The organism is Agrobacterium sp. MCAB5 (assembly GCF_052114365.1).
GTDB lineage: Bacteria > Pseudomonadota > Alphaproteobacteria > Rhizobiales > Rhizobiaceae > Agrobacterium > Agrobacterium tumefaciens.
Genome location: NZ_JBFREP010000003.1, coordinates 311,482 through 330,378 on the forward strand (window position 1 = coordinate 311,482; position 18,897 = coordinate 330,378).

Here is an 18,897-nt window from a genome sequence, read left to right on the forward strand (position 1 = left end):
CCTGAGCTTCCACCGGAAAGTTCCTACCGGCCCTCACGCCACCAGAGCGCGGAGAAAGCAAGGAGCAGGGCGGCAAGCCCGGCAAAACCGGCAAACAGCGGTAGGGTGTTGACACCTTTCAGCACCGTCTCGTCGGTCATGCGTATCAGCATGCGATCCTCATCGGCAACCCTGATATCGCCTCTGACAGGCAGGATATCGGGTAGTGCCACGCGGCCCGAATTGTCGGCGACACGGTGCACGCTGCCCTTGGTGGCGTCGGCAAGCGGCTTCAGCGTTTCGGTTGTCGAAATCATTGCCTTGAATTCCGGCGCATCCACCGCGCCGACATGGACGAGCGTAGTGAAATCGCCGTTCTTGATTTCGAACAGGCCGGTCTCGTCCATGCGACGCTCGATCTTGTAAAGACCGGGCTCGGTGTTGTTGAAGGCCATGTTTTCGGTTTTGCCCGAGGGGAAATGCACGCTTGCCTGACCGGGGTCGTCGCCGATGGTCTGGCGGGTAATTTGCAATGTGCGGCCGTTGGCGCGCGCCGTCAGCGCCTCTTCCTCAAGCTCCGGTTCCTTCATCAGCCAGTGGGCGATGCGCCGGTAAAGTGCCACATGCGGGCCGCCGCCTTCGTAGCCACGCGCCCAAAGCCAGCCTTGATCGGAAAGCAGCATGGCGACACGGCCTTCACCCTGGCGGTTCAGCACCAGCAGCGGGTCCTGCCCGTCACCCAGCATCACGGTCTGGCCCTGCGGCGGCTCGACGCTGACGGTGCGGAACCAGCGGCCCCAATGCGGCGGCTCATCGCCCGACCCTTCCAGCCCACGGGTAACGGGGTGTTTCTTGCCCGCTTCCGAGAGGCGGGGATAAAAGGCGGACTGATGCACCTGGCCTGTCGGCTGGGCCGGCAGCACGGATGCAAGCGGCGTCATGGCGATCGAATCCTGACCGGCATGTTCCGGGCCGGCTGCGATCAATAGCGCGCCGCCCTTTTCGACATATTGCGCGATGTAATCGTAATAGAGGATCGGCAGCACGCCGCGATGCTGGTAGCGGTCAAAGATAATGAGGTCGAAATCCTCGATCTTTTCCACGAACAATTCGCGTGTGGGGAAGGCGATCAGCGACAGTTCGTTGATCGGCGTACCGTCCTGTTTTTCCGGCGGCCGCAGAATGGTGAAATGCACCAGATCAACCGAGGCGTCGGATTTCAGGAGGTTGCGCCAGGCGCGCTCGCCCGCATGCGGCTCGCCGGAGACCAGCAGCACGCGCAGGTTCTGGCGGATACCTTCTATCAGGTGAACCGCACGGTTGTTCGCGGCCGTCACTTCGCCGGGAAGCTCGGCGACGGAAAATTCCATGACATTGTTGCCGCCGCGCGGAACCTTGAAAGTGAAGGGTGTCGGCTGGCCGGGTGTGGCCTGCAAGGTGGCGATTTCTTCGCCGTTCATCTTCACGGTTACTTCCGCCGAACCACCGCCTGCGGCTGCACGGCCATCATCGAAGACGCGCAGCGTCAGTTGCTGTTCCTCGTTGACGATGCCAAAGCGCGGCGCGCGGACAATCTCGATACGACGGTCGAATTCATCGGCCTTGCCGGTGATCAGCCCGTGGAGTGGAGCGCGGAAACCAAGCGCCTGTTCGGCATTGGGCAGAGCATTCGGAATATCATGGATCTGGCCATCGCTGAGGAAAATCGCACCGCCGACGCGGGAGGGTGAAACATCCGAGACGGCGGAGGAGAGGGCCGAGAAAAGCTGCGTCGAAGGTGAATCGCTCTCACCATCATCACGCACTTCCACGATGCGCGGTTCGATGCGCGGGAAGCGCGACAGCCGGTCTTTCAGCGCGGCAAGCGCCGTATCCGTCATCTGCGGTCGGTCCTGCACGTCCTGGCTCTGCGATCGATCGACGACTACGGGGACGATTGTGGAGAGAGGCTCGCGTTCCTCCTGCGTCAAAAGCGGATTGGCGATGGCGGCAAGCAGGGCGACAAGCGCCAGCCCGCGCAGCCATGCGCCGCGCACGCCGCGCCACAGGCCGATGAAGGAGAGGAGAAGGGCGGCGACGGCCAGAACGGCAATCACGATCCACGGCAGGAAGGGGGCGAATGTCAATGTCATGTCACTGCCCCAACCGTTCGAGAAGTGCGGGAACGTGTACCTGATCGGCCTTGTAGTTGCCGGTCAGCATATACATCATGATGTTGACGCCAGAGCGAAACGCATGTTCGCGCTGCAACTCGTCCGGCGGCACAGTGGGCAGCACCGGTGCGCCCTGCGCATCGACGGCCCATGCGCCGGCAAAATCATTGCCTGTTATCATGATCGGCGTCACGCCATCGCCGGAGGAGGAGAGGCCGGATGTCGTCTTCGCCGCCCCTTGGCGCGATTCCACCCAGAGCGGCGAGCCGTTGTAACGGCCGGGGAAATTGGTGAGCAGGTAGAAAGACCGCGTCAGGACGTGGTCTTCCGGCACGGGCTCCAGCGGCGGAATATCGATATTGGCGAGGATCGCCTGCAAACGTTCGCCATTGGGGCTGGTCGCGCCAGTGTCGAGCGACGAAAACTGATCGCGCGTGTCGAACAGAACGGTGCCACCGGCGCGCATATAGGCATCGATGCGCGATATGGCAGCGCTCGACGGCATGGGGGCGGAGGCCGACACCGGCCAGTAGATGATCGGGTAAAAGGATAATTCGTCCTTGGATATATCAAGGCCGACCGGCTGGCCGGGCTCCAGCGTCGTGCGCCAGGTCAGGAATTCGCTCAATCCCTGTAAACCCTGCTCGGAAATGCGGTCGACATCGTCCTCGCCGGTGCGGACATAGGCGAGATGCGTCGTGTCCAGCCGCTCGAAAATCTGCTCGTCACCGGGTTTGGGGTCGTCGGCGCGCGCATCGCTCGGGGACATCGCGGCGAAGGCGCCAATGGCCAGCAGCACGGTGGCAGCTGTGGCGCTGCGGGCTTTCGGCAAGCGTGCGAAGGCGCCGTTCATAAAGAGCACGATGAGACTGTCGGCAATCAACATCAGGAAGGCGGCGATGAACAAGGCCGGGCGCAGCGATTTCGCCGTTTCGCCGATCAGTGCTTCGCTGGTGGTGTTGACACCGGCGAGCGAGGTATCGAGCGGGCGAAGCGTGGCGCCAGCCGGTAGAAGATTGAGAGCCACGAAACCATCCTCTGTGCCATAAAGGCCGGGGGGATTGTCGAAACCGGTGCGGGGAGCCTGACCGGGGCGCATTTCCAACGGCCGGGCGGAGCCGACATCGGCTGACAAAGCACCTTCGGCCGTCAGTAGCCGGAAGGGCGGTAATGCTGCGGCCGGGGCATTCGCGGAGGTGGAAGCACCGCCTGCCTTGGACAATTGCACGATACGGCGCAACATATCGACGAAGTGGCCTGATATCGGCAGGTCGGACCAGCTTGCCTCGGCGCTGACATGGAACAGCACGATGCGGCCCGCTTCGACATTGCGGGTGGTGACGAGTGGCGTGCCGTCGGCAAGGCTCGCCCAGGTGCGCTCGGCAAGGTCGGGTGTCGGTTCGGCCAGAACCTGCCGTTTTACGAGCACGCCATCGGCCTTCGGCATTCCGGCAAAGGCGCCGAAATTCGGGAAATCGGCAAGCGGCTGTGGCTCTGCCCATGAGAGCGCGCCGCCAAGTGCGCGTTCACCCTGCCGCAACGTCACCGGCACCAGCGGATCATTGGTGGGGGCTGCGGCAAGGCGCGGTCCGGCAAAACGGATCAGCGTGCCGCCGGCGGCAAGCCAGCGCTGCATCGGCTCATAGGTCTCTTGCGGCAGACGTCCGATATCGGCCATGACGATGACGGAAGGATTGGATTGCAGGATTTCCGGGATTGCCTGCGCAAGATCTGCCTGTCGTTGCGGGATGAGATCGACAAAAGGCTGAAGGGCGCGGCTGATGTAATAAAGCGGCTGCAGAAGCGGCTGGAAATCATTGCCGGTTTCACCGGCCAGCAGCGCCACGCGGCGGCGGCGGAAACCGTCATCCAGAAGATGCACCGCGCCCGCCGTCGAAACTGCCTCGATGGAGAGGCGGGCGAAGTCGTTGCGCAATTCGAAAGGCGCTTCCACCGTCGCCGTCGTTTCCGCTTCGCCGGGGGCGAAACTGGCGGTGCCAGTGGCAAGGATGCGGCCCTGGCTGTCCTGCGCATTGACGGTCAACCGGCTGGGGGAGGCCGTGTCGAGCCGCGATAGCGTGACGCTCATCGCATCGGCATTGTTGGCGGCGCCGGTAATGGCGGCGATGGATTTCCCATCACCCGTGACGATGCGGAACTCGTCAGCTGAGAGGCCGGCCAGCGTTTTGAGTGCGCTTTCATCCTGCGCGGTGGCAACGCCGTCGGCAATATAGGCGAGCGTGCCGGGGGAGGTGCCGTTGAGCGCCTCGGTAATGGCTTCCGCCGTGCGCAAGCGGTCCGGCGCAAGAGGCTTCGGCTTGGCGGCGGCGAGCTTGTCCAGCGCCACCGCCGTGGTGGCCGGCACGGCGTCGTGTTCGGCATCTGCGGTGAAGCTGATGGAAACGGGGCGATCAGCCCTTTCCGCGTCGCCGATCAGGGCCTGAGCGGTTTCGACGCGTCTCTGCCAATCAGTTGCGGAGGCCCAGCTATTATCGACCAAAAGCACCAGGGGACCAGTGCCGGCAATGCTGTTGTTGCGTGGGTTCACCACGGGATCAGCCAGCGCGAAAATCACGGCGGCGGCGAGCGCGATGCGCAGCAATGTCAGCCACCACGGGCTTTTCGAGGGCGTTTCCTCGCGCTTCAGCACGGTGGCCAGAATTTTCAGCGGCGGAAAAACCTCTGCCTTGGGGCGCGGAGGGGTGAGCCGCAACAGCCACCAGATGGCTGGAAGCGCCAGAAGGCCGAAGAGAATATAGGGGCTGGTGAAGACGAAGGGCAATGCGCTCATCGGTTGCCACCGCCTTGCGCGGGCGCACCGGATAAATACATGTGAACAGCCACAAGCGCCTCGGAGGCGAGATGATCGGTGCGGTGAAACACGAAATTCCAGCCTAGACGGCGCAGCGAAGAAGACAGCGCTTCGCGGCGGGCGAGATAGGCGCGGGTATAATCCTCGCGAATGGTTTCCGCGCGGCCGGAGACGAGTTTTTCACCGGTTTCCGGGTCGGTAAATTCGGTGCGGCCCGAATAGGGGAAGGTTTCTTCGGCCGGATCGGCGATTTCCACCACATGGCCGCGCAAGCCGCGCCGCGCGAGTGGCGAAATCCGCTCCATGACGTTTTTCGCATCGTCGAGAAAATCGCCTATGAGGACGATGTCGCTTGCACCGCGGATCATGCCCGTTTCCGGCATGCCTGTGGTGAGCGGCGCGTGCATGATGGCGGCAGCCAGACGTTCGGCGGCGTTTCTGGCCGAGATGGGCTCCATGATACCGGGGCAACCTATGCGCTCGCCCGAGCGGGCGAGGATTTCCGCCAGCGCCAGCATCAGCACCAATGCGCGGCTTTCCTTGGAAACGGAGCCGAGGGTGGATTTGAACATCATCGACGGCGACATGTCGGCCCACAGCCAGATGGTGTGGGCAGCTTCCCATTCCCTATCGCGCACATAGGTGTGGTCGTCGCGGGCCGAGCGTCGCCAGTCGATGCGCGACAGGCTCTCGCCTTCGGCATAGGGGCGGAACTGCCAGAAATTCTCGCCGATGCCACGCTTGCGGCGGCCGTGCCAGCCGGCGGTGACGGTGTTGGCGATGCGCTTGGCTTCGACCATGCAGTCCGGCACCAGTGCGGCACGCTGGCGCGCGCGCGCCAGGACTTCGCTACCCGGTGTCTTATCTACGATCTGGCCGATGGATGCCACAGGCACTCCTTTCGAGAAAGCTTAGGCAGATGTCAGAGCGGCGGGCCGCTCCGAGTTTTTGTCGAGCATCGGATTTTCCGAAAACAGCGTCACACTTTTCGGTCCGATGCCTTAGTTCTTCTCCTGCTCCACAAGGGCTGCGATGACATCGCGCACCGACATGCCTTCGGCGCGGGCGGCGAATGTCAGCGCCATGCGGTGCTCCAGCACCGGTTCGGCCAACGCATAGACATCGTCCAGCGACGGCGCGAGCCTGCCTTCGTAAAGCGCACGGGCGCGTGCCGTCAGCATCAGGGACTGGCCGGCGCGGGGACCCGGGCCCCAGACAACGTGTTTGTCGGTCAATTTGTTGCCGTGGCCGGGGCGGGCGGAGCGGACAAGCGAAAGGATCGCGTCCACCACCTTGTCGCTGACCGGCATCTGGCGGATGAGCGCCTGGATTTCCATCATGCGTTCGGCGTCGATAACCTTGCGTGCCTCGCCCGATGCGGTGCCTGTCGTGTCGAGCAATATCTGGCGTTCGGCGGCAAGCTCGGGATAGCCGACATCCACCTGCAGCAGGAAGCGGTCGAGCTGCGCTTCAGGCAGTGGATAGGTGCCTTCCTGTTCCAGCGGGTTCTGGGTTGCGAGAACGTGGAAGGGTTTCGGCAGGTCGTAACGCTGGCCGGCCATGGTAATGTGATATTCCTGCATGGCCTGCAGCAGTGCGGACTGCGTGCGCGGGCTGGCGCGGTTGATTTCATCCGCCATCAGCAATTGCGCAAACACCGGACCTTTTATGAAGCGGAAGGAGCGCCGCCCGTTTTCATCCTGATCCATGACTTCGGAGCCGAGAATATCCGACGGCATGAGGTCCGGTGTGAACTGGATGCGGTTGGCATCGAGCCCGAGAACCGTTCCGAGCGTGGTGACGAGCTTGGTCTTGGCAAGCCCGGGAACGCCGACGAGCAACGCGTGGCCGCCCGAGAGTATGGCGAGAAGCGTGTTCTGCACCACTTTTTCCTGGCCGAAGATGACCTTGGATACCTCCGCGCGGATCGCGGCAATATCCGAAAGCGCCTTTTCGGCCGAGGCGACGATGGCTTTTTCGTCGAGGGTTTCGCCGGTATTCATCACGCCCATGTCGCTCTCCTCATACCTTTGCCGCCGACCCATTCCTGCCCCGATCTTGATGGCCATTGGCCGGGGCGGATTTCGCGCTGCAACTAGCTTATTGCTCTCTTGGCCGCTGACAAGCGCCATTCGAATGACTATGTCGTGACTTAGTATTTCCTTATCGGCAAAGCGAGACTCGAATATGGCAGCGGAGACGATAAATTCGGCAAGCGATGCAGCAGGGCTGGCGGCGATGATTTCCCGCGCCGCCGAGCAGACCGGCGACGCCAAACGTGGACCTGCCCCGGTGGAGCGCTGGAATCCCCCCTTTTGCGGCGATCTCGACATGGAAATCCGCGCAGACGGCACCTGGTTCTATATGGGTACGCCCATTGGCCGGGCGCCGCTGGTGCGGCTGTTTTCCACGGTCCTGCGCAAGGATGACGACGGCAAGACCTATCTTGTAACTCCTGTGGAAAAAGTCGGCATCCGCGTGGTGGATGCTCCTTTCGTGGCCGTCGAGATGAAGGTGACGGCGGGCGAGAAGGATGGCGGGCCGCTGCTGACCTTCCGCACCAATGTCGGCGATGTGGTGGAGGCCGGGCCGGAGCATCCGCTACGCTTTACGATTTTCGGAGAAAACCGCGAACTGAAACCCTACATTCTGGTGCGCGGCAGGCTGGAGGCGCTCGTCTCGCGGGCGGTGATGTATGATCTCGTGGCGCTCGGCGAGGTGATCGATGTGGACGGTGTCGAGATGTTTGCCGTGCGCTCGGGCGGGGTTGTCTTTCCCGTGATGCCCGCCAAAGAACTGGAACGGCTTTCGCAATGACAATAACGACAACCCGCCTTGAAACTTTTACCGCCGCCGATTTCCGCCGCCGGGTGCTGGAGGAAGGCGAGGGCGTGGCGGAACGCGAGAATGGCGATCATCTGCTCAATCCGGGCGTGGTGCTTTCGGGAAACGGCATAAGGCTGAAGGACGCCGCCGTGCTGGTGCCTGTCATCGACGACGGCAACGAAGCGCGGGTGATCTTCACCCAGCGCACCGCAACCCTGCGCAAACATTCCGGCCAGATTTCCTTTCCGGGCGGTGGCATCGATGCCGGGGACCGCACACCGGAAGAGGCGGCCCTGCGCGAGACGGAAGAGGAGATCGGCCTCTCGCGATCTTTCGTGGAAACGGTCGGGCGTCTGCCGGATTATATTTCCGGTACCGGTTTTCGCATCAAGCCGGTGCTGTCGGTCGTTCGTCCCGGCTTTGACCTGACGCTCAATCCCACGGAAGTGGATGAGGTTTTCGAGGTGCCGCTGTCTTTCCTGATGGACCCAGCCAATCACGGGCGCGGCAGCCGCATCTTTCAGGGGAAGGAGCGGTTTTTCTACGAAATGCCCTATGGCGAGCGCTACATTTGGGGCATTACGGCGGGCATCGTGCGGACGATTTACGAGAGGTTTTATTCATGAGCAGCCTTGCCGGGCGGGACTGGTTTGAAAAGCCGGCGCTGAAGCGCATCTTCGCGCTGTTGAACGCCGATGGCGGCGAGGTGCGGATCGTCGGCGGCGCCGTGCGCAATGCGCTGATGGAACAACCGGTCGTCGATGTCGATATGGCGACGACGCTTACCCCCGATGTGGTGGTTGAGCGCGCCAAGGCGGTGGGCATCAAGACGGTACCGACCGGCATTGAACACGGCACGGTGACGCTGGTGATCGACGGCGAAGGTTTCGAGGTGACGACGCTGCGCCGCGATGTCGAGACCAATGGCCGCCATGCGCAGGTCGCTTTTGGCACAGATTGGCAGATCGATGCCGAGCGGCGCGATCTCACCATCAACGCACTTTACGCTGACGACAAGGGCGAGATCATCGACCTCATCGATGGCCTTCCCGACATTGAAACCGGCACGGTGCGTTTCATCGGCGATGCGGCAATGCGGATTTCGGAAGATTATCTGCGGATTCTTCGGTTCTTCCGCTTTTTTGCCCACTATGGCTCCGGTCGTCCTGATGCCGATGGCTTGCGCGCCAGTGCGCGGGCCAAGGACAAGCTTGGGACACTCTCGGCCGAGCGGGTGTGGAGCGAGCTGAAAAAGCTGCTTTCCGCGCGCGATCCCTCCCGCGCCTTGCTGTGGATGCGGCAATCCGGCGTGTTGGCGGAAATTCTTCCCGAAACGGAAAAATGGGGTATCGACGCCATTCACGGGCTGGTGGCAACCGAACAGGCGCTTGGCTGGACAGTTGACCCGATGCTGCGGCTTGCTGCCATAGTGCCGCCCGACAGGGAGAGGCTAACGGCGCTTGCTGGGCGGCTGCGGCTGTCGAAGGCTGAAGCTGCATATCTCGCCCACTGGGCTTCCGCGCCGGTGATCGATCCGGAGATGAAGGAGACGGCGCTCGACCGGCTGCTTTACCGGCAGGGCGTTGACGGTGTGAAGACGCGGCTGAAACTGGCGCTTGCCTCGGCCCGCGCCGACCTTTCGGGCGGTGAGGCGGCGATGCAGAAAGTCGCGCGGCTTTCGACGCTGCTGACGAGAGCGAACAAGTTCCACAAGCCCGGCTTTCCGTTAAGCGGCGCTGATGTGATGGCCGCGGGCGTGGAATCCGGTCCGAAGGTAGGCGAGGTGCTGAAAAGCCTCGAAGAAAAGTGGATCGACGTCAATTTCTCGCTAGACCGGGCAGCGCTGACCGCCCGGCTGAAGGATATGCTGGAGAATTGAGATCGCAGTGCCGGAGGCGTTGCGGCTCAGGCCGCATTTGCCTCGTCGCGGATGCGGGATTTGATGTTTTCGATCATGTTTTCGCGAATGATGGTTTCGCCGTGGGCCGATCGCATATGTTCCACGGTGCGGCGCACGACTTCCGCGTCGTCATCCGCGCGGGTGTGCCAGGCACAGCCGGGCACGAGCGTTCCACATTCAAACAGTCTCATGGTCTTGCCTCCCTGTTTTAGACAGAGGGACAGCCTGCAAATGCCTGCTGTCCCTCTGACAAGAAACGAACGGTCGCCGCTAATGTTCCAGAGCGGCGTCCGCTGACCCTGTTCAGGCCCTATTCGGGCATCGCCCAGCACTGGAAAACAGAGGATGTGCCGGCTGCCGGGATTTTTGTACGAGGCATTTCGTCATTGTCGGCCCGCGTCACCGCTTTTCCGGCAAGCGTGCGTTTTACCTGTTCGACATAAAAGGAATGCGGCAGTTCGCGATCGCCGGTGGCACGCATTTCCGCTGCCATGCGGTCGATCAAATCAGGGGTATCGATGGAATGCGAGGCTCCCTCAGCGGAAGCGGATATAGGCATGCTGTTCGAAGTAATCATGACGATAGCTCCTCCAGTACGTCTGCACGCAGGAGATTATCATTGCCTTTATTTTTCCATAAGTCCTAATTTGCGCGATTTGCGCCCAAATTCCTGACGGGCGTCAAATTTACGTGAGTATTTCAGGGCCAGCGGACCACGGGCGGCAGGGAAGACAGAATCGATTCGACATTGCCGCCGGTCTTGAGGCCGAAGATCGTGCCGCGGTCGTAAAGCAGGTTGAATTCCACATAGCGGCCACGGCGAATAAGCTGCTCGTCGCGGTCCTCTTCGGTCCAGGACTGGTTGAAATTGGACCGCACGATTTTTGGGTAGACCAGGTTGAAGGCGCGGCCAACATCCTGCACGAAGGCGAAATTGGCGTCCCAGCCGCCCTTTTCCTCTTCCGGGTGCAGCCAGTCGAAAAAGATGCCGCCGGTGCCGCGCGGCTCGTTGCGGTGCTTGAGGAAGAAGTACTCGTCGCACCACGACTTGTAGCGCGGATAGTCGGCCACGGGATGGCGGTTACAGGTGATCTCGAAGCCGCGGTGGAAAAGCTGGGTGTCCGGGTCCTGTTCCGTCCGCCGGCGTCCAAGCACGGGCGTCAGGTCCGCGCCGCCGCCGAACCAGTGGCTGGTGGTGACGACCATGCGGGTATTCATATGAACAGCCGGCACATTGGGATTGACCGGATGGGCGATCAGCGAAATGCCCGAGGCCCAGAAGCTGGGGTCTTCTTCCGCGCCCGGTATCTGCTGGCGGAATTCCGGCGAGAACTCACCATAGACGGTGGAGGTGTGGACGCCGACCTTTTCGAAGACGCGGCCCTCCATCATCGACATCTTGCCGCCGCCGCCCGCGCCATTGTCGCGCAGCCAGTCCTTCTGCACGAAGCGTCCCGGTTCCTGATCGGCGAGCGGGCCGCTCAGCTCGTCTTCAAGGGTTTCGAAGGAGGTAACGATGGTGTCGCGCAGATGCTGGAACCAGGCCTGGGCGGCGGCCTTCTTGTCTTCTATGTCCTCGGGCAAGCCCTTCGGCAAAGATGGCCGTTCCATGCATGTTCTCCTTTGGTGAAGTCGATTCCCTGTCGCATCTAGCAGGTGCTGGCCTTGCGCACAAATTCGACTCGCCAAGTTCACATGCGGGCACTATCTTTAGCGATGTAGGTGCCAGAGGTGAATATCATGACGAAATTTGCCGGACCGCCGCCCCTGGACGGGCTGAAGCGCAGGATCGCCAATCACCGCAAGGCGCGTGAAAGTGACGGCGGCGATCCGATGCGCAACGGTATGTTCGTGCGGCAGACCTTTTGTCTCGACCGTGAAGAAGCCCGTGCCAAGGCGCGCGAGTGGTTCGACAGTTTTCCGAAGGCCGCCTATTGGACCGAAGTGGAAAGCTGGCGGCAGCTGGAAGGCGACCGCATCGAATTCACCATGCGGCGGCTTCCTTCGGCAGACTAAGCTTTAAGCACGCGGTTCGGCGTAACGCAGGCGGCTTTCAATCAGCACGCCGCTTTCATCCAGAATGGGATGCGCCACAGACACGATATGGGCGTTTATGCGCTTCAGGTCGCGCAGCATGTCGAGATGCAGTGAACTCGTCTGCATGCTTTCCGTCAGCCCATCGCGCAGCCGCTCCAGATGGCGGTTGGACGACTGTTTTTCGAGGCGGCGTATATCCACCTTGCTTTCCATCAGCCGGCGAGCGAGATCGAAATCGCCGGTCACCAGAATGCTCTGGGCGGCCCGCAGATTTTCGATTGTCATGTCGAACAGCGTCTTCAGCTCCTCATAACCGTCGTCGGAAAATTTGAAGCTGTTCAGCACCTTCTTACGGATCTGCTCGCAAATGCCTTTTTCGATGATGTCGCCGATATGTTCGAGATTGATCGCGTAATCGATGATGGCGATCGAACGGCGCGCTTCGTCGTCTGCAAGCCCTTTGCGCCCCAGTTGGGAAAGATAGACCTTCACCTCCTGCTGACGGCGATCGACCTTCTTTTCGAGCAGGGACACTTCCTGAAGGGGTGCCAGATCATTATGCTTGAAGGCGTTTTCGGCGCGGATCAGCATGCGCTCGATAGCATCGCCGACGCTCAAGACCTCACGCGTGGCATTGGCGAGCGCCACAACAGGCGTATCCAGCGCCTGCTGATCGAGGAAATTCGGGCCATCTTCGGCTTTCGGATCGCCCGGCACCAGCTTTGCCATCAGGTCGGATATGAGGGCTGAGAACGGCCAGGCAACCGCTGCCAGAATGACATTGAAGATGAGATGCGCATCAACAGGCAATTTGGTGGGCGAAAGCGGCAATTGCTGCAAAAGCGTTGCGCCATAGGATGCGAGTGGCATGGCGATGAGGCAGCCGATGGTGCGCACCACAAGGTTGCCGATGGTGATGCGCCGCGCCGAGGCCGGGCCGGAGAGCGTGGCGATGACCGGCGGAATGGCGCCGCCGAGATTGGCGCCGAGAATGAGAACGATGATGAGACCGGCGGACAGCGTGCCGGTGGCAGCAAGCGACAGGATAAGCACCACGACAGCGAGGCTGGAGGAGGAGACGAAGGCCAGCACGGCGGAGAAGATCAGCGCGACGGGCCATGCGCCATCAAGCAGACCGATGAAGACGCCAAGGGCTGGCGAGGCACGCATCGGTTCGGTCGCGCCGCTCAACAGATGCAATGACAGAAGCATCAGGCCGATGCCGATGACAGCGGTTCCGCCACCTTGTCGGGCGTTTGAGCTACCCTTTTTGAGCACGATACCGGAGAGGATCAGCAGCGGCGACAGCCACTCCACACCGGCCGCGACAATCCAGGCGGTGACGGCGGTGCCGACATTGGCGCCGAGCAGCACGACCTGCGCCATGCGCGGCTTTATGAGATCGCGTTCTGCGAAGGAGGCGACGGTAAGCGCGGTTGCCGTCGAGCTTTGCAGCGCGACAGTGGCGAAAAAGCCGGAAAAGAAGGAGCGCGGGCCGCTCTGGGTGCCGGTCGCCAATACACTTCGCAGTTTCATGCCGAAGGCACGGGTAACCCCATCCTTGACCTGGGCAAGACCAAAGAGCAGCAGCGCGACTGCGCCGAGAAGGTTGACGATGACAATGGTGGATTGCATGCGACGTCTCCTCACACCCGCCGGCGGATGGCTGCGGCGAGGGCGATTTTTGTTGTCCGGCTAATAAGTATAGGAGCCTGAACGCCTTCGGTACAGGCCGGGTTGCGACAGTTTTGAAGCAAAAACGGTCAATTTTTGTATTTGCACGAAAAAATGGCGCTAAAAAAGGCGCTTAAGACCATGCGGTCTGGCGCAAAGCCTCGCCGGTGATCATCGCGGCGGACATTGCGACGTTGATGGAGCGCTGCCCCTCGACCATCGGGATGATGATTCGCTCCTGCGCCTTCTCATGCACGTGGTCTGGCACACCAGCACTTTCACGGCCGAAAAGCAGGATATCGTCGTGGCGATAGGCGATTTTCGTATAGGGCAGGGCGGCCTTGGTGGAGGCGAGAACGAGGCGGCGGCCGGTGGTTGCGCGCCACTCCTCAAACCGGTCCCAGCTGACGTGGCGCGTCAGCGCCGCCGCTGCGATATAATCCATGCCTGCCCTTTTCAGGTTTCGGTCGGAAATATCGAAACCGGCCGGCTCGATGATATCGACGCCGAGGCCGAGACAGGCCGCCAGCCGCAGGATCGTGCCGGTATTGCCGGGAATATCCGGCTGGTAGAGGGCAATCCTGATTTCGGGTCTGATATCGCTCATGGTCTTCTCACCGCGTTTGGAATGCCGGAGCGCTTATCACGGGCGGCGGGTTTGTGACAGATGCAGCCCGAGAAGACCGTTTCGAAGAGTGCCGTATTCATTCGCGTGACACACAGTCGGGCTACCCATTAACCAACGTGTCGTCAGGCCGATCCGGCATATCCGGTTGCGTCGGATCGGCGTTGTTTCGATCCGGGTTCCGCGCAGCAAAAACAGGAAGATATCATGTCCGAACGGGTGAATTTCGTCCATTTGACCGATCTGCATGTGGGCAATCTGCAGGTGCAGGATGATGATCTTTATTCCGACACCTCGGCCACGCTGGCCGATACTCTGGCGCAGATCAAGGCGCTCGGGCAGGCGCAGGACGCCGCCGAGTAAGCTGCGCATCCAGGCCTTACAACGGGCGGAGACCCTCGCGGGTCATCTCCGCCCGTTCGGCAGAATTGGTCGCAATCGAGAGCTTTTCTGACGCGTTCGGCATCTTTGCGGCTGGTCAACGATTAATTTTTGCGCTACAAGGCGACATCTTCAACACCAGCTAGGGAGGTTCTGATGCAAAATGACATTCGTATTCGCCTCCCGGCCCCAGTAGTGCTGCTGCTGGCCTAGGTGTTACCCCCCCGCGGTTCGACCGCGTTTCCCATAGTTTGATTCGTCATGTGGCTGTTGCGGCCATATCCAATACTTTTCTGTTCCGTCGTGAGCCATATTTGCGTTTGCTCACGTTTCACGATGGGGCGATTGCTTGCCGGAGCTTGGCCTATGTTTGGCTGGTTTGAAAAACGCCTTGATCCTTTTCCCTCTTCGGCGCCGTCTGTGCCGCCGAAGAAGCTTTTGCCGTTCGTGTGGCATTATGTGCAGCCCGCATGGCCGTGGCTCCTGCTGCTTGGCCTGATGTCCATGGGCATCGCCGTTGCGGAGGCCATGCTCTACAAATTCCTCGGCAGCATCGTTGACTGGCTTTCCACGGCCAATCGCGAGACGTTTTTTGCCGATGAGGGCTGGCATCTGATGGTCATGGCTGGGCTGGTGCTCTTCCTGCTGCCACTGATGGGCGCGATCCACACCATGACGATGCACCAGACGCTTGCCGGCAATTTCGGCATGATCGCGCGCTGGAAGATGCATCGTTTCCTGCTGCGCCACTCCATGAACTTTTTCGCCAACGAATTTGCAGGCCGGGTTTCGACCAAGGTGATGCAGACTGCACTGGCGATCCGCGAAGTGGCGCTGAAGGTGATCGACGTGTTCGTCTACGCTATCAGCTTCGTCGTCTCGATGCTGTTCATGGTTGCTGCCGCAGACTGGCGGCTGGTCATTCCGTTGCTGGTGTGGCTCGGCATCTACATGGGTATCCTCACCTATTTCGTGCCGAAACTCGGCCGGCTCGCACAGGAGCAGGCTGATGCGCGCTCGATGATGACGGGGCGTATCGTCGACAGCTATACAAACATCTCGACGATCAAGCTGTTTTCGCATGCGGGCCGCGAGGAAAGATATGCGCGTGAGGGCATGAACGTGTTTCTCGGAACCGTTCATCGCCAGATGCGCAAGATTTCCGGCTTCAACATCCTGATCGACCTCAACAATGCGGTCGTGCTGTTTTCCACGGCCTCGCTCGGTCTTTATTTCTGGATGCAGGGTTCGGTCACGGCCGGCTCGGTTGCCATTGCCATAAGCCTTGCCATGCGCGTCAACGGCATGTCGCAATGGATCATGTGGGAAGTCACCTCGCTGTTCGAAAACATCGGCACCGTCTATGACGGCATGTCGATGATGACGAAGCCGCACGATATCGTCGATGCTCCGAAGGCGCCGCAGCTTGCGGCACCGCAGGGCGCGATCCGTTATGATAACGTCCGCTTCCACTACGGCAAGAACAAGGGCGTGATCGACGGGCTGACGCTGGATATCAAGTCGGGCGAGAAGGTCGGTTTGGTCGGGCGTTCCGGTGCGGGCAAGACGACGCTGATGAACCTGCTCCTGCGTTTCTACGATCTGGAAGCGGGCAAGATCACCATCGACGGGCAGGACATCTCCAAGGTGTCGCAGGACAGCCTGCGCGAGCTGATCGGTGTGGTGACGCAGGATACTTCGCTGCTGCACCGTTCGATCCGCGACAACATCGCCTATGGCCATCCCGAGGCCACCGACGAGCAGGTGATCGCGGCGGCAAAGCGGGCGAATGCCTGGGACTTCGTGGAAACGCTTGTCGATATGCATGGCCGTCAGGGTCTCGATGCCCAGGTGGGCGAACGCGGTGTAAAGCTGTCCGGTGGCCAGCGTCAGCGTATCGCCATTGCTCGCGTGTTCCTCAAGAACGCGCCGATCCTGGTGCTTGATGAAGCGACCTCGGCGCTCGACTCGGAAGTCGAGGCGGCGATTCAGGAAAACCTGTTCTCGCTGATGGAAGGCAAGACGGTGATCGCGATCGCGCACCGCCTGTCGACGCTGACCGAAATGGACCGGCTCATCATCCTCGACAAGGGCCAGATCGTGGAATCGGGCAGCCATGCTGAACTGGCGGCGATGGGCGGTATCTACGCCGATCTATGGCGGCGCCAGTCCGGCGGCTTCATCGCCGACCACGAGGCGGAAGTGGCTGCCGAGTAGGGAGAGCTCGAAGGGCGGGAAGCATGGTTTCCCGCCCTTTCGTTGCGGTTCGCGTTTATCTATGTAGGCGAGTTAAACCTCTCCTGTCATGCCGGCCTTGAGCCGGTTTACAGCCACGGCGCGTCTGCGCCGTGAAAGGAGTCTCCCGCGATCAAAGACTTGAATCGCGCCTGACCCCGGATCTAGTCCTTGGTGACGGACTGAGGATGCTGCGAGTGCGCGAAATCCAGGTGGATCTATCCAGAGCCCGGTGGAACATTCTTCGCCCTTTTTCATTTCCCGAACGTTACCGAAATATAATCTCTTCCCGAACGCTCTGCGGCTGTTCCCGCTCCGGGAATCCGCCTATATCCGGATCATGGTCATTACCCGCATCTTCGAGTTTTTCGAGAACTGGATAAAGCCCTTCGCCCGCAAGGACGATTTGCGGCCGCCGGAAAAGACGTCCGGTTTCATCTGGTTCTATGTCTCGCAGGCCAAGGCGCCGTTTCTTGCCATGCTGGTGCTGGGCGGGTTGACGGCTGCCATTGAGGCTGCGCTTTTCTGGTTCGTCGGGCGGCTGGTCGACATTCTCTCGACCGTCAAGCCGGAAGAGGGCTGGTCTGGACTGCTGGCAGCCCATGGCGGCGAACTCGTCGGCATGCTGGTGTTGATCGGCATCGTGCGTTTTATCGTCACCATGGTGACCGCGCTGGTGGACCAACAGATCATCACGCCCGGCTTTTACAATCTGGTGCGCTGGCAATCCTATATGCATGTGGCGCGGCAATCGCTGACCTTTTTCCAGAATGATTTTTCCGGCCGAATCGTCACCAAGGTCTGGTCGGGCGGGCAGGCGGCAGGCGATCTTGTCACGTCGCTGATGGAAAGCGTCTGGTTCGTCGGCATCTACTCCGTCTCGATGCTGCTGCTGATCGGCGGGCTGGACTGGCGGCTTGCCGTCGTCGTCCTCGTCTGGGTGCTGATCTTCTCGCTGCTGGCGCGTTATTTCGTGCCGCGTATCCGCTCCCATTCGAAAGAAACGGCGGAGGCAGCCTCCATGCTTTCCGGCCGGATGGTGGATGCGTACAGCAATATCCAGACGCTCAGGCTGTTCGGGCGCGACGATGCCAATGACCGCTACATGCGGCAGGGCTTCGATATCTTCCAGAACGCCACGATGACGTTCACGCGGTTCATCACCGGTGTGCGCGCCTCCATGGCGCTGCTGTCGGGTGTGATGATCACGTCGATGGCGGCGCTGTGTATCGACCTTTGGCTGTCCGGCAAGATCAGTTCCGGCGCTGTCGCCTTCACGCTGGCACTGGTTCTGCGCCTCAACTTCCTGCTCGGGCGATTGATGACGCAGTTCAACGGCATCATGCGCAATTTCGGCACGGTGCAGAATGCGGCGGAGCTGATTTCGCAGCCGATCGGCCTTGTGGACGCGCCGGATGCGACAGTGCTGGACGTGAAAAGTCCAAGTATCCGCTTCGAAAACGTCAGCTTCCATTATGGGCGGGCGAACGGGGTCATCGACAATCTTAATCTCGATATCAAGGCGGGGGAGAAGGTCGGCATCGTCGGACGCTCCGGCGCGGGCAAATCCACCCTCGTCAATCTGCTGCTGCGGTTTTACGATGTCGAGAAAGGCCGCATCCTCATTGATGGGCAGGATATAGCCAAGGTCACCCAGGAATCACTGCGCGCCCATATCGGCATGGTCACGCAGGATACGTCGCTGCTGCACCGTTCTATCAGAGACAACATCATGTTCGGGCGCACGGATGCCACCGAAGCGCAATTGCTGGAGGCGACGCGCCGGGCCAAGGCGGATGAGTTCATTGCACGGCTGGAAGACCAGCGCGGCCGCACGGGTTTCGACGCGCATGTCGGCGAACGCGGCGTGAAATTGTCGGGCGGCCAGCGCCAGCGCATCGCCATTGCCCGCGTGATGCTGAAGGATGCGCCGATCCTCGTCCTCGACGAGGCGACGTCTGCGCTTGATTCGGAAGTAGAAGCGGCGATCCAGAGCAATCTGGATGAGTTGATGCAGGGCAAGACAGTGCTGGCCATCGCCCACCGTCTTTCAACGATTGCTGCTCTCGACCGGCTGATCGTCATGGATCAGGGCCGTATCGTCGAGCAGGGCAGCCATTCAGATCTCGTCTCGCAGGGCAGACTTTATTCGGAACTTTGGGCGCGACAGTCCGGAGGCTTCCTTGCTGTGGACGAAACGGTCTGAGATCAGACTGTTTTTTATTATTCAATAAATTAAAAAATTAATAGTTGCTAAAATTATTATTACTTGAAC

At 60.8% G+C, this 18,897-nt stretch carries 16 protein-coding genes; 7 read left to right on the forward strand and 9 right to left on the reverse strand.

The window, feature by feature from the left end; genetic code table 11:
- Positions 1-23 precede the first annotated feature (23 nt).
- The 4 genes from AB4Z23_RS09245 to AB4Z23_RS09260 all read right to left on the reverse strand — a co-directional run bounded on the left by AB4Z23_RS09245 (position 24) and on the right by AB4Z23_RS09260 (position 6,956).
- On the reverse strand, positions 24-2,111 hold the full coding sequence (locus AB4Z23_RS09245) for a hypothetical protein (protein WP_065659145.1): 2,088 nt from the start codon (positions 2,109-2,111) through the stop codon (positions 24-26).
- Position 2,112: 1 nt separating this feature from the next.
- Positions 2,113-4,923, reverse strand: a complete 2,811-nt coding sequence (locus tag AB4Z23_RS09250) for a DUF4159 domain-containing protein (protein ID WP_421477283.1) — start codon at positions 4,921-4,923, stop codon at positions 2,113-2,115.
- Positions 4,920-5,834, reverse strand: a complete 915-nt coding sequence (locus tag AB4Z23_RS09255) for a DUF58 domain-containing protein (RefSeq protein ID WP_003513542.1) — start codon at positions 5,832-5,834, stop codon at positions 4,920-4,922. Before AB4Z23_RS09255 ends, AB4Z23_RS09250 begins: the two co-directional genes overlap by 4 nt.
- A gap of 111 nt (positions 5,835-5,945) precedes the next feature.
- Positions 5,946-6,956 carry an AAA family ATPase gene (locus AB4Z23_RS09260; protein WP_112959317.1) on the reverse strand — a complete coding sequence of 337 codons (1,011 nt, stop codon included), beginning with the start codon at positions 6,954-6,956 and terminating at the stop codon, positions 5,946-5,948.
- Between the two features lie 175 nt (positions 6,957-7,131).
- Between AB4Z23_RS09260 and AB4Z23_RS09265 the strand changes: the two genes are divergently transcribed.
- From AB4Z23_RS09265 to AB4Z23_RS09275, 3 genes are read left to right on the forward strand one after another with little or no spacing between them, the layout of a single operon-like run.
- Positions 7,132-7,761, forward strand: a complete 630-nt coding sequence (locus tag AB4Z23_RS09265; RefSeq protein WP_025594170.1) for a DUF1285 domain-containing protein — start codon at positions 7,132-7,134, stop codon at positions 7,759-7,761.
- Positions 7,758-8,396, forward strand: coding sequence for an NUDIX hydrolase (locus AB4Z23_RS09270; RefSeq protein ID WP_065702302.1), 639 nt, complete (start codon positions 7,758-7,760; stop codon positions 8,394-8,396). The genes AB4Z23_RS09265 and AB4Z23_RS09270 overlap by 4 nt, the downstream gene beginning before the upstream one ends.
- On the forward strand, positions 8,393-9,649 hold the full coding sequence (locus AB4Z23_RS09275) for a CCA tRNA nucleotidyltransferase (RefSeq protein WP_112959318.1): 1,257 nt from the start codon (positions 8,393-8,395) through the stop codon (positions 9,647-9,649). The genes AB4Z23_RS09270 and AB4Z23_RS09275 overlap by 4 nt, the downstream gene beginning before the upstream one ends.
- A 26-nt stretch (positions 9,650-9,675) precedes the next feature.
- On the opposite strand, the gene AB4Z23_RS09280 is transcribed toward AB4Z23_RS09275, so the two are convergent.
- The 3 genes from AB4Z23_RS09280 to hemF form a co-directional block, all read right to left on the reverse strand.
- The gene (locus AB4Z23_RS09280; protein ID WP_003513537.1) at positions 9,676-9,861 is read right to left on the reverse strand and encodes a DUF1059 domain-containing protein; all 186 of its coding nucleotides are present in this window, start codon (positions 9,859-9,861) and stop codon (positions 9,676-9,678) included.
- 119 nt (positions 9,862-9,980) lie between these two features.
- Positions 9,981-10,247, reverse strand: a complete 267-nt coding sequence (locus AB4Z23_RS09285) for a hypothetical protein (RefSeq protein ID WP_003513532.1) — start codon at positions 10,245-10,247, stop codon at positions 9,981-9,983.
- Positions 10,248-10,369: 122 nt separating this feature from the next.
- Positions 10,370-11,281 (reverse strand): oxygen-dependent coproporphyrinogen oxidase, encoded by a 912-nt coding sequence (hemF, locus tag AB4Z23_RS09290; RefSeq protein ID WP_013636609.1) that lies wholly within the window; start codon positions 11,279-11,281, stop codon positions 10,370-10,372.
- Between the two features lie 129 nt (positions 11,282-11,410).
- Between hemF and AB4Z23_RS09295 the strand changes: the two genes are divergently transcribed.
- Positions 11,411-11,686, forward strand: coding sequence for a hypothetical protein (locus AB4Z23_RS09295; RefSeq protein ID WP_013636608.1), 276 nt, complete (start codon positions 11,411-11,413; stop codon positions 11,684-11,686).
- A gap of 3 nt (positions 11,687-11,689) precedes the next feature.
- On the opposite strand, the gene AB4Z23_RS09300 is transcribed toward AB4Z23_RS09295, so the two are convergent.
- Positions 11,690-13,342: a Na/Pi cotransporter family protein gene (locus AB4Z23_RS09300; RefSeq protein WP_421477279.1), complete on the reverse strand. Its 1,653-nt coding sequence runs from the start codon at positions 13,340-13,342 to the stop codon at positions 11,690-11,692.
- Between the two features lie 172 nt (positions 13,343-13,514).
- Entirely contained in the window at positions 13,515-13,988 is a 474-nt protein-coding gene (locus AB4Z23_RS09305; RefSeq protein WP_003513525.1) for a tRNA (cytidine(34)-2'-O)-methyltransferase, read from the reverse strand.
- 225 nt (positions 13,989-14,213) lie between these two features.
- Between AB4Z23_RS09305 and AB4Z23_RS09310 the strand changes: the two genes are divergently transcribed.
- The 3 genes from AB4Z23_RS09310 (at position 14,214) to AB4Z23_RS09320 (ending at position 18,828) form a co-directional block, all read left to right on the forward strand.
- On the forward strand, positions 14,214-14,369 hold the full coding sequence (locus AB4Z23_RS09310) for a hypothetical protein (protein WP_421477277.1): 156 nt from the start codon (positions 14,214-14,216) through the stop codon (positions 14,367-14,369).
- A gap of 384 nt (positions 14,370-14,753) precedes the next feature.
- On the forward strand, positions 14,754-16,604 hold the full coding sequence (locus AB4Z23_RS09315; RefSeq protein WP_003513520.1) for an ABC transporter ATP-binding protein: 1,851 nt from the start codon (positions 14,754-14,756) through the stop codon (positions 16,602-16,604).
- Between the two features lie 250 nt (positions 16,605-16,854).
- Positions 16,855-18,828, forward strand: a complete 1,974-nt coding sequence (locus AB4Z23_RS09320) for an ABC transporter ATP-binding protein (protein ID WP_421477275.1) — start codon at positions 16,855-16,857, stop codon at positions 18,826-18,828.
- Positions 18,829-18,897: the final 69 nt, after the last annotated feature.

What these genes read in the sequence shown, in the direction of transcription:
- AB4Z23_RS09280 (WP_003513537.1), bottom strand. Translation starts at nt 9,861, where the DNA reads ATGAGACTGTTTGAATGTGGAACGCTCGTGCCCGGCTGTGCCTGGCAC.
- AB4Z23_RS09265 (WP_025594170.1), top strand. Translation starts at nt 7,132, where the DNA reads ATGGCAGCGGAGACGATAAATTCGGCAAGCGATGCAGCAGGGCTGGCG.
- AB4Z23_RS09305 (WP_003513525.1), bottom strand. Translation starts at nt 13,988, where the DNA reads ATGAGCGATATCAGACCCGAAATCAGGATTGCCCTCTACCAGCCGGAT.
- AB4Z23_RS09275 (WP_112959318.1), top strand. Translation starts at nt 8,393, where the DNA reads ATGAGCAGCCTTGCCGGGCGGGACTGGTTTGAAAAGCCGGCGCTGAAG.
- AB4Z23_RS09250 (WP_421477283.1), bottom strand. Translation starts at nt 4,923, where the DNA reads ATGAGCGCATTGCCCTTCGTCTTCACCAGCCCCTATATTCTCTTCGGC.
- AB4Z23_RS09285 (WP_003513532.1), bottom strand. Translation starts at nt 10,247, where the DNA reads ATGATTACTTCGAACAGCATGCCTATATCCGCTTCCGCTGAGGGAGCC.
- AB4Z23_RS09295 (WP_013636608.1), top strand. Translation starts at nt 11,411, where the DNA reads ATGACGAAATTTGCCGGACCGCCGCCCCTGGACGGGCTGAAGCGCAGG.
- AB4Z23_RS09300 (WP_421477279.1), bottom strand. Translation starts at nt 13,342, where the DNA reads ATGCAATCCACCATTGTCATCGTCAACCTTCTCGGCGCAGTCGCGCTG.
- AB4Z23_RS09270 (WP_065702302.1), top strand. Translation starts at nt 7,758, where the DNA reads ATGACAATAACGACAACCCGCCTTGAAACTTTTACCGCCGCCGATTTC.
- AB4Z23_RS09310 (WP_421477277.1), top strand. Translation starts at nt 14,214, where the DNA reads ATGTCCGAACGGGTGAATTTCGTCCATTTGACCGATCTGCATGTGGGC.
- hemF (WP_013636609.1), bottom strand. Translation starts at nt 11,281, where the DNA reads ATGGAACGGCCATCTTTGCCGAAGGGCTTGCCCGAGGACATAGAAGAC.
- AB4Z23_RS09315 (WP_003513520.1), top strand. Translation starts at nt 14,754, where the DNA reads ATGTTTGGCTGGTTTGAAAAACGCCTTGATCCTTTTCCCTCTTCGGCG.
- AB4Z23_RS09245 (WP_065659145.1), bottom strand. Translation starts at nt 2,111, where the DNA reads ATGACATTGACATTCGCCCCCTTCCTGCCGTGGATCGTGATTGCCGTT.
- AB4Z23_RS09260 (WP_112959317.1), bottom strand. Translation starts at nt 6,956, where the DNA reads ATGGGCGTGATGAATACCGGCGAAACCCTCGACGAAAAAGCCATCGTC.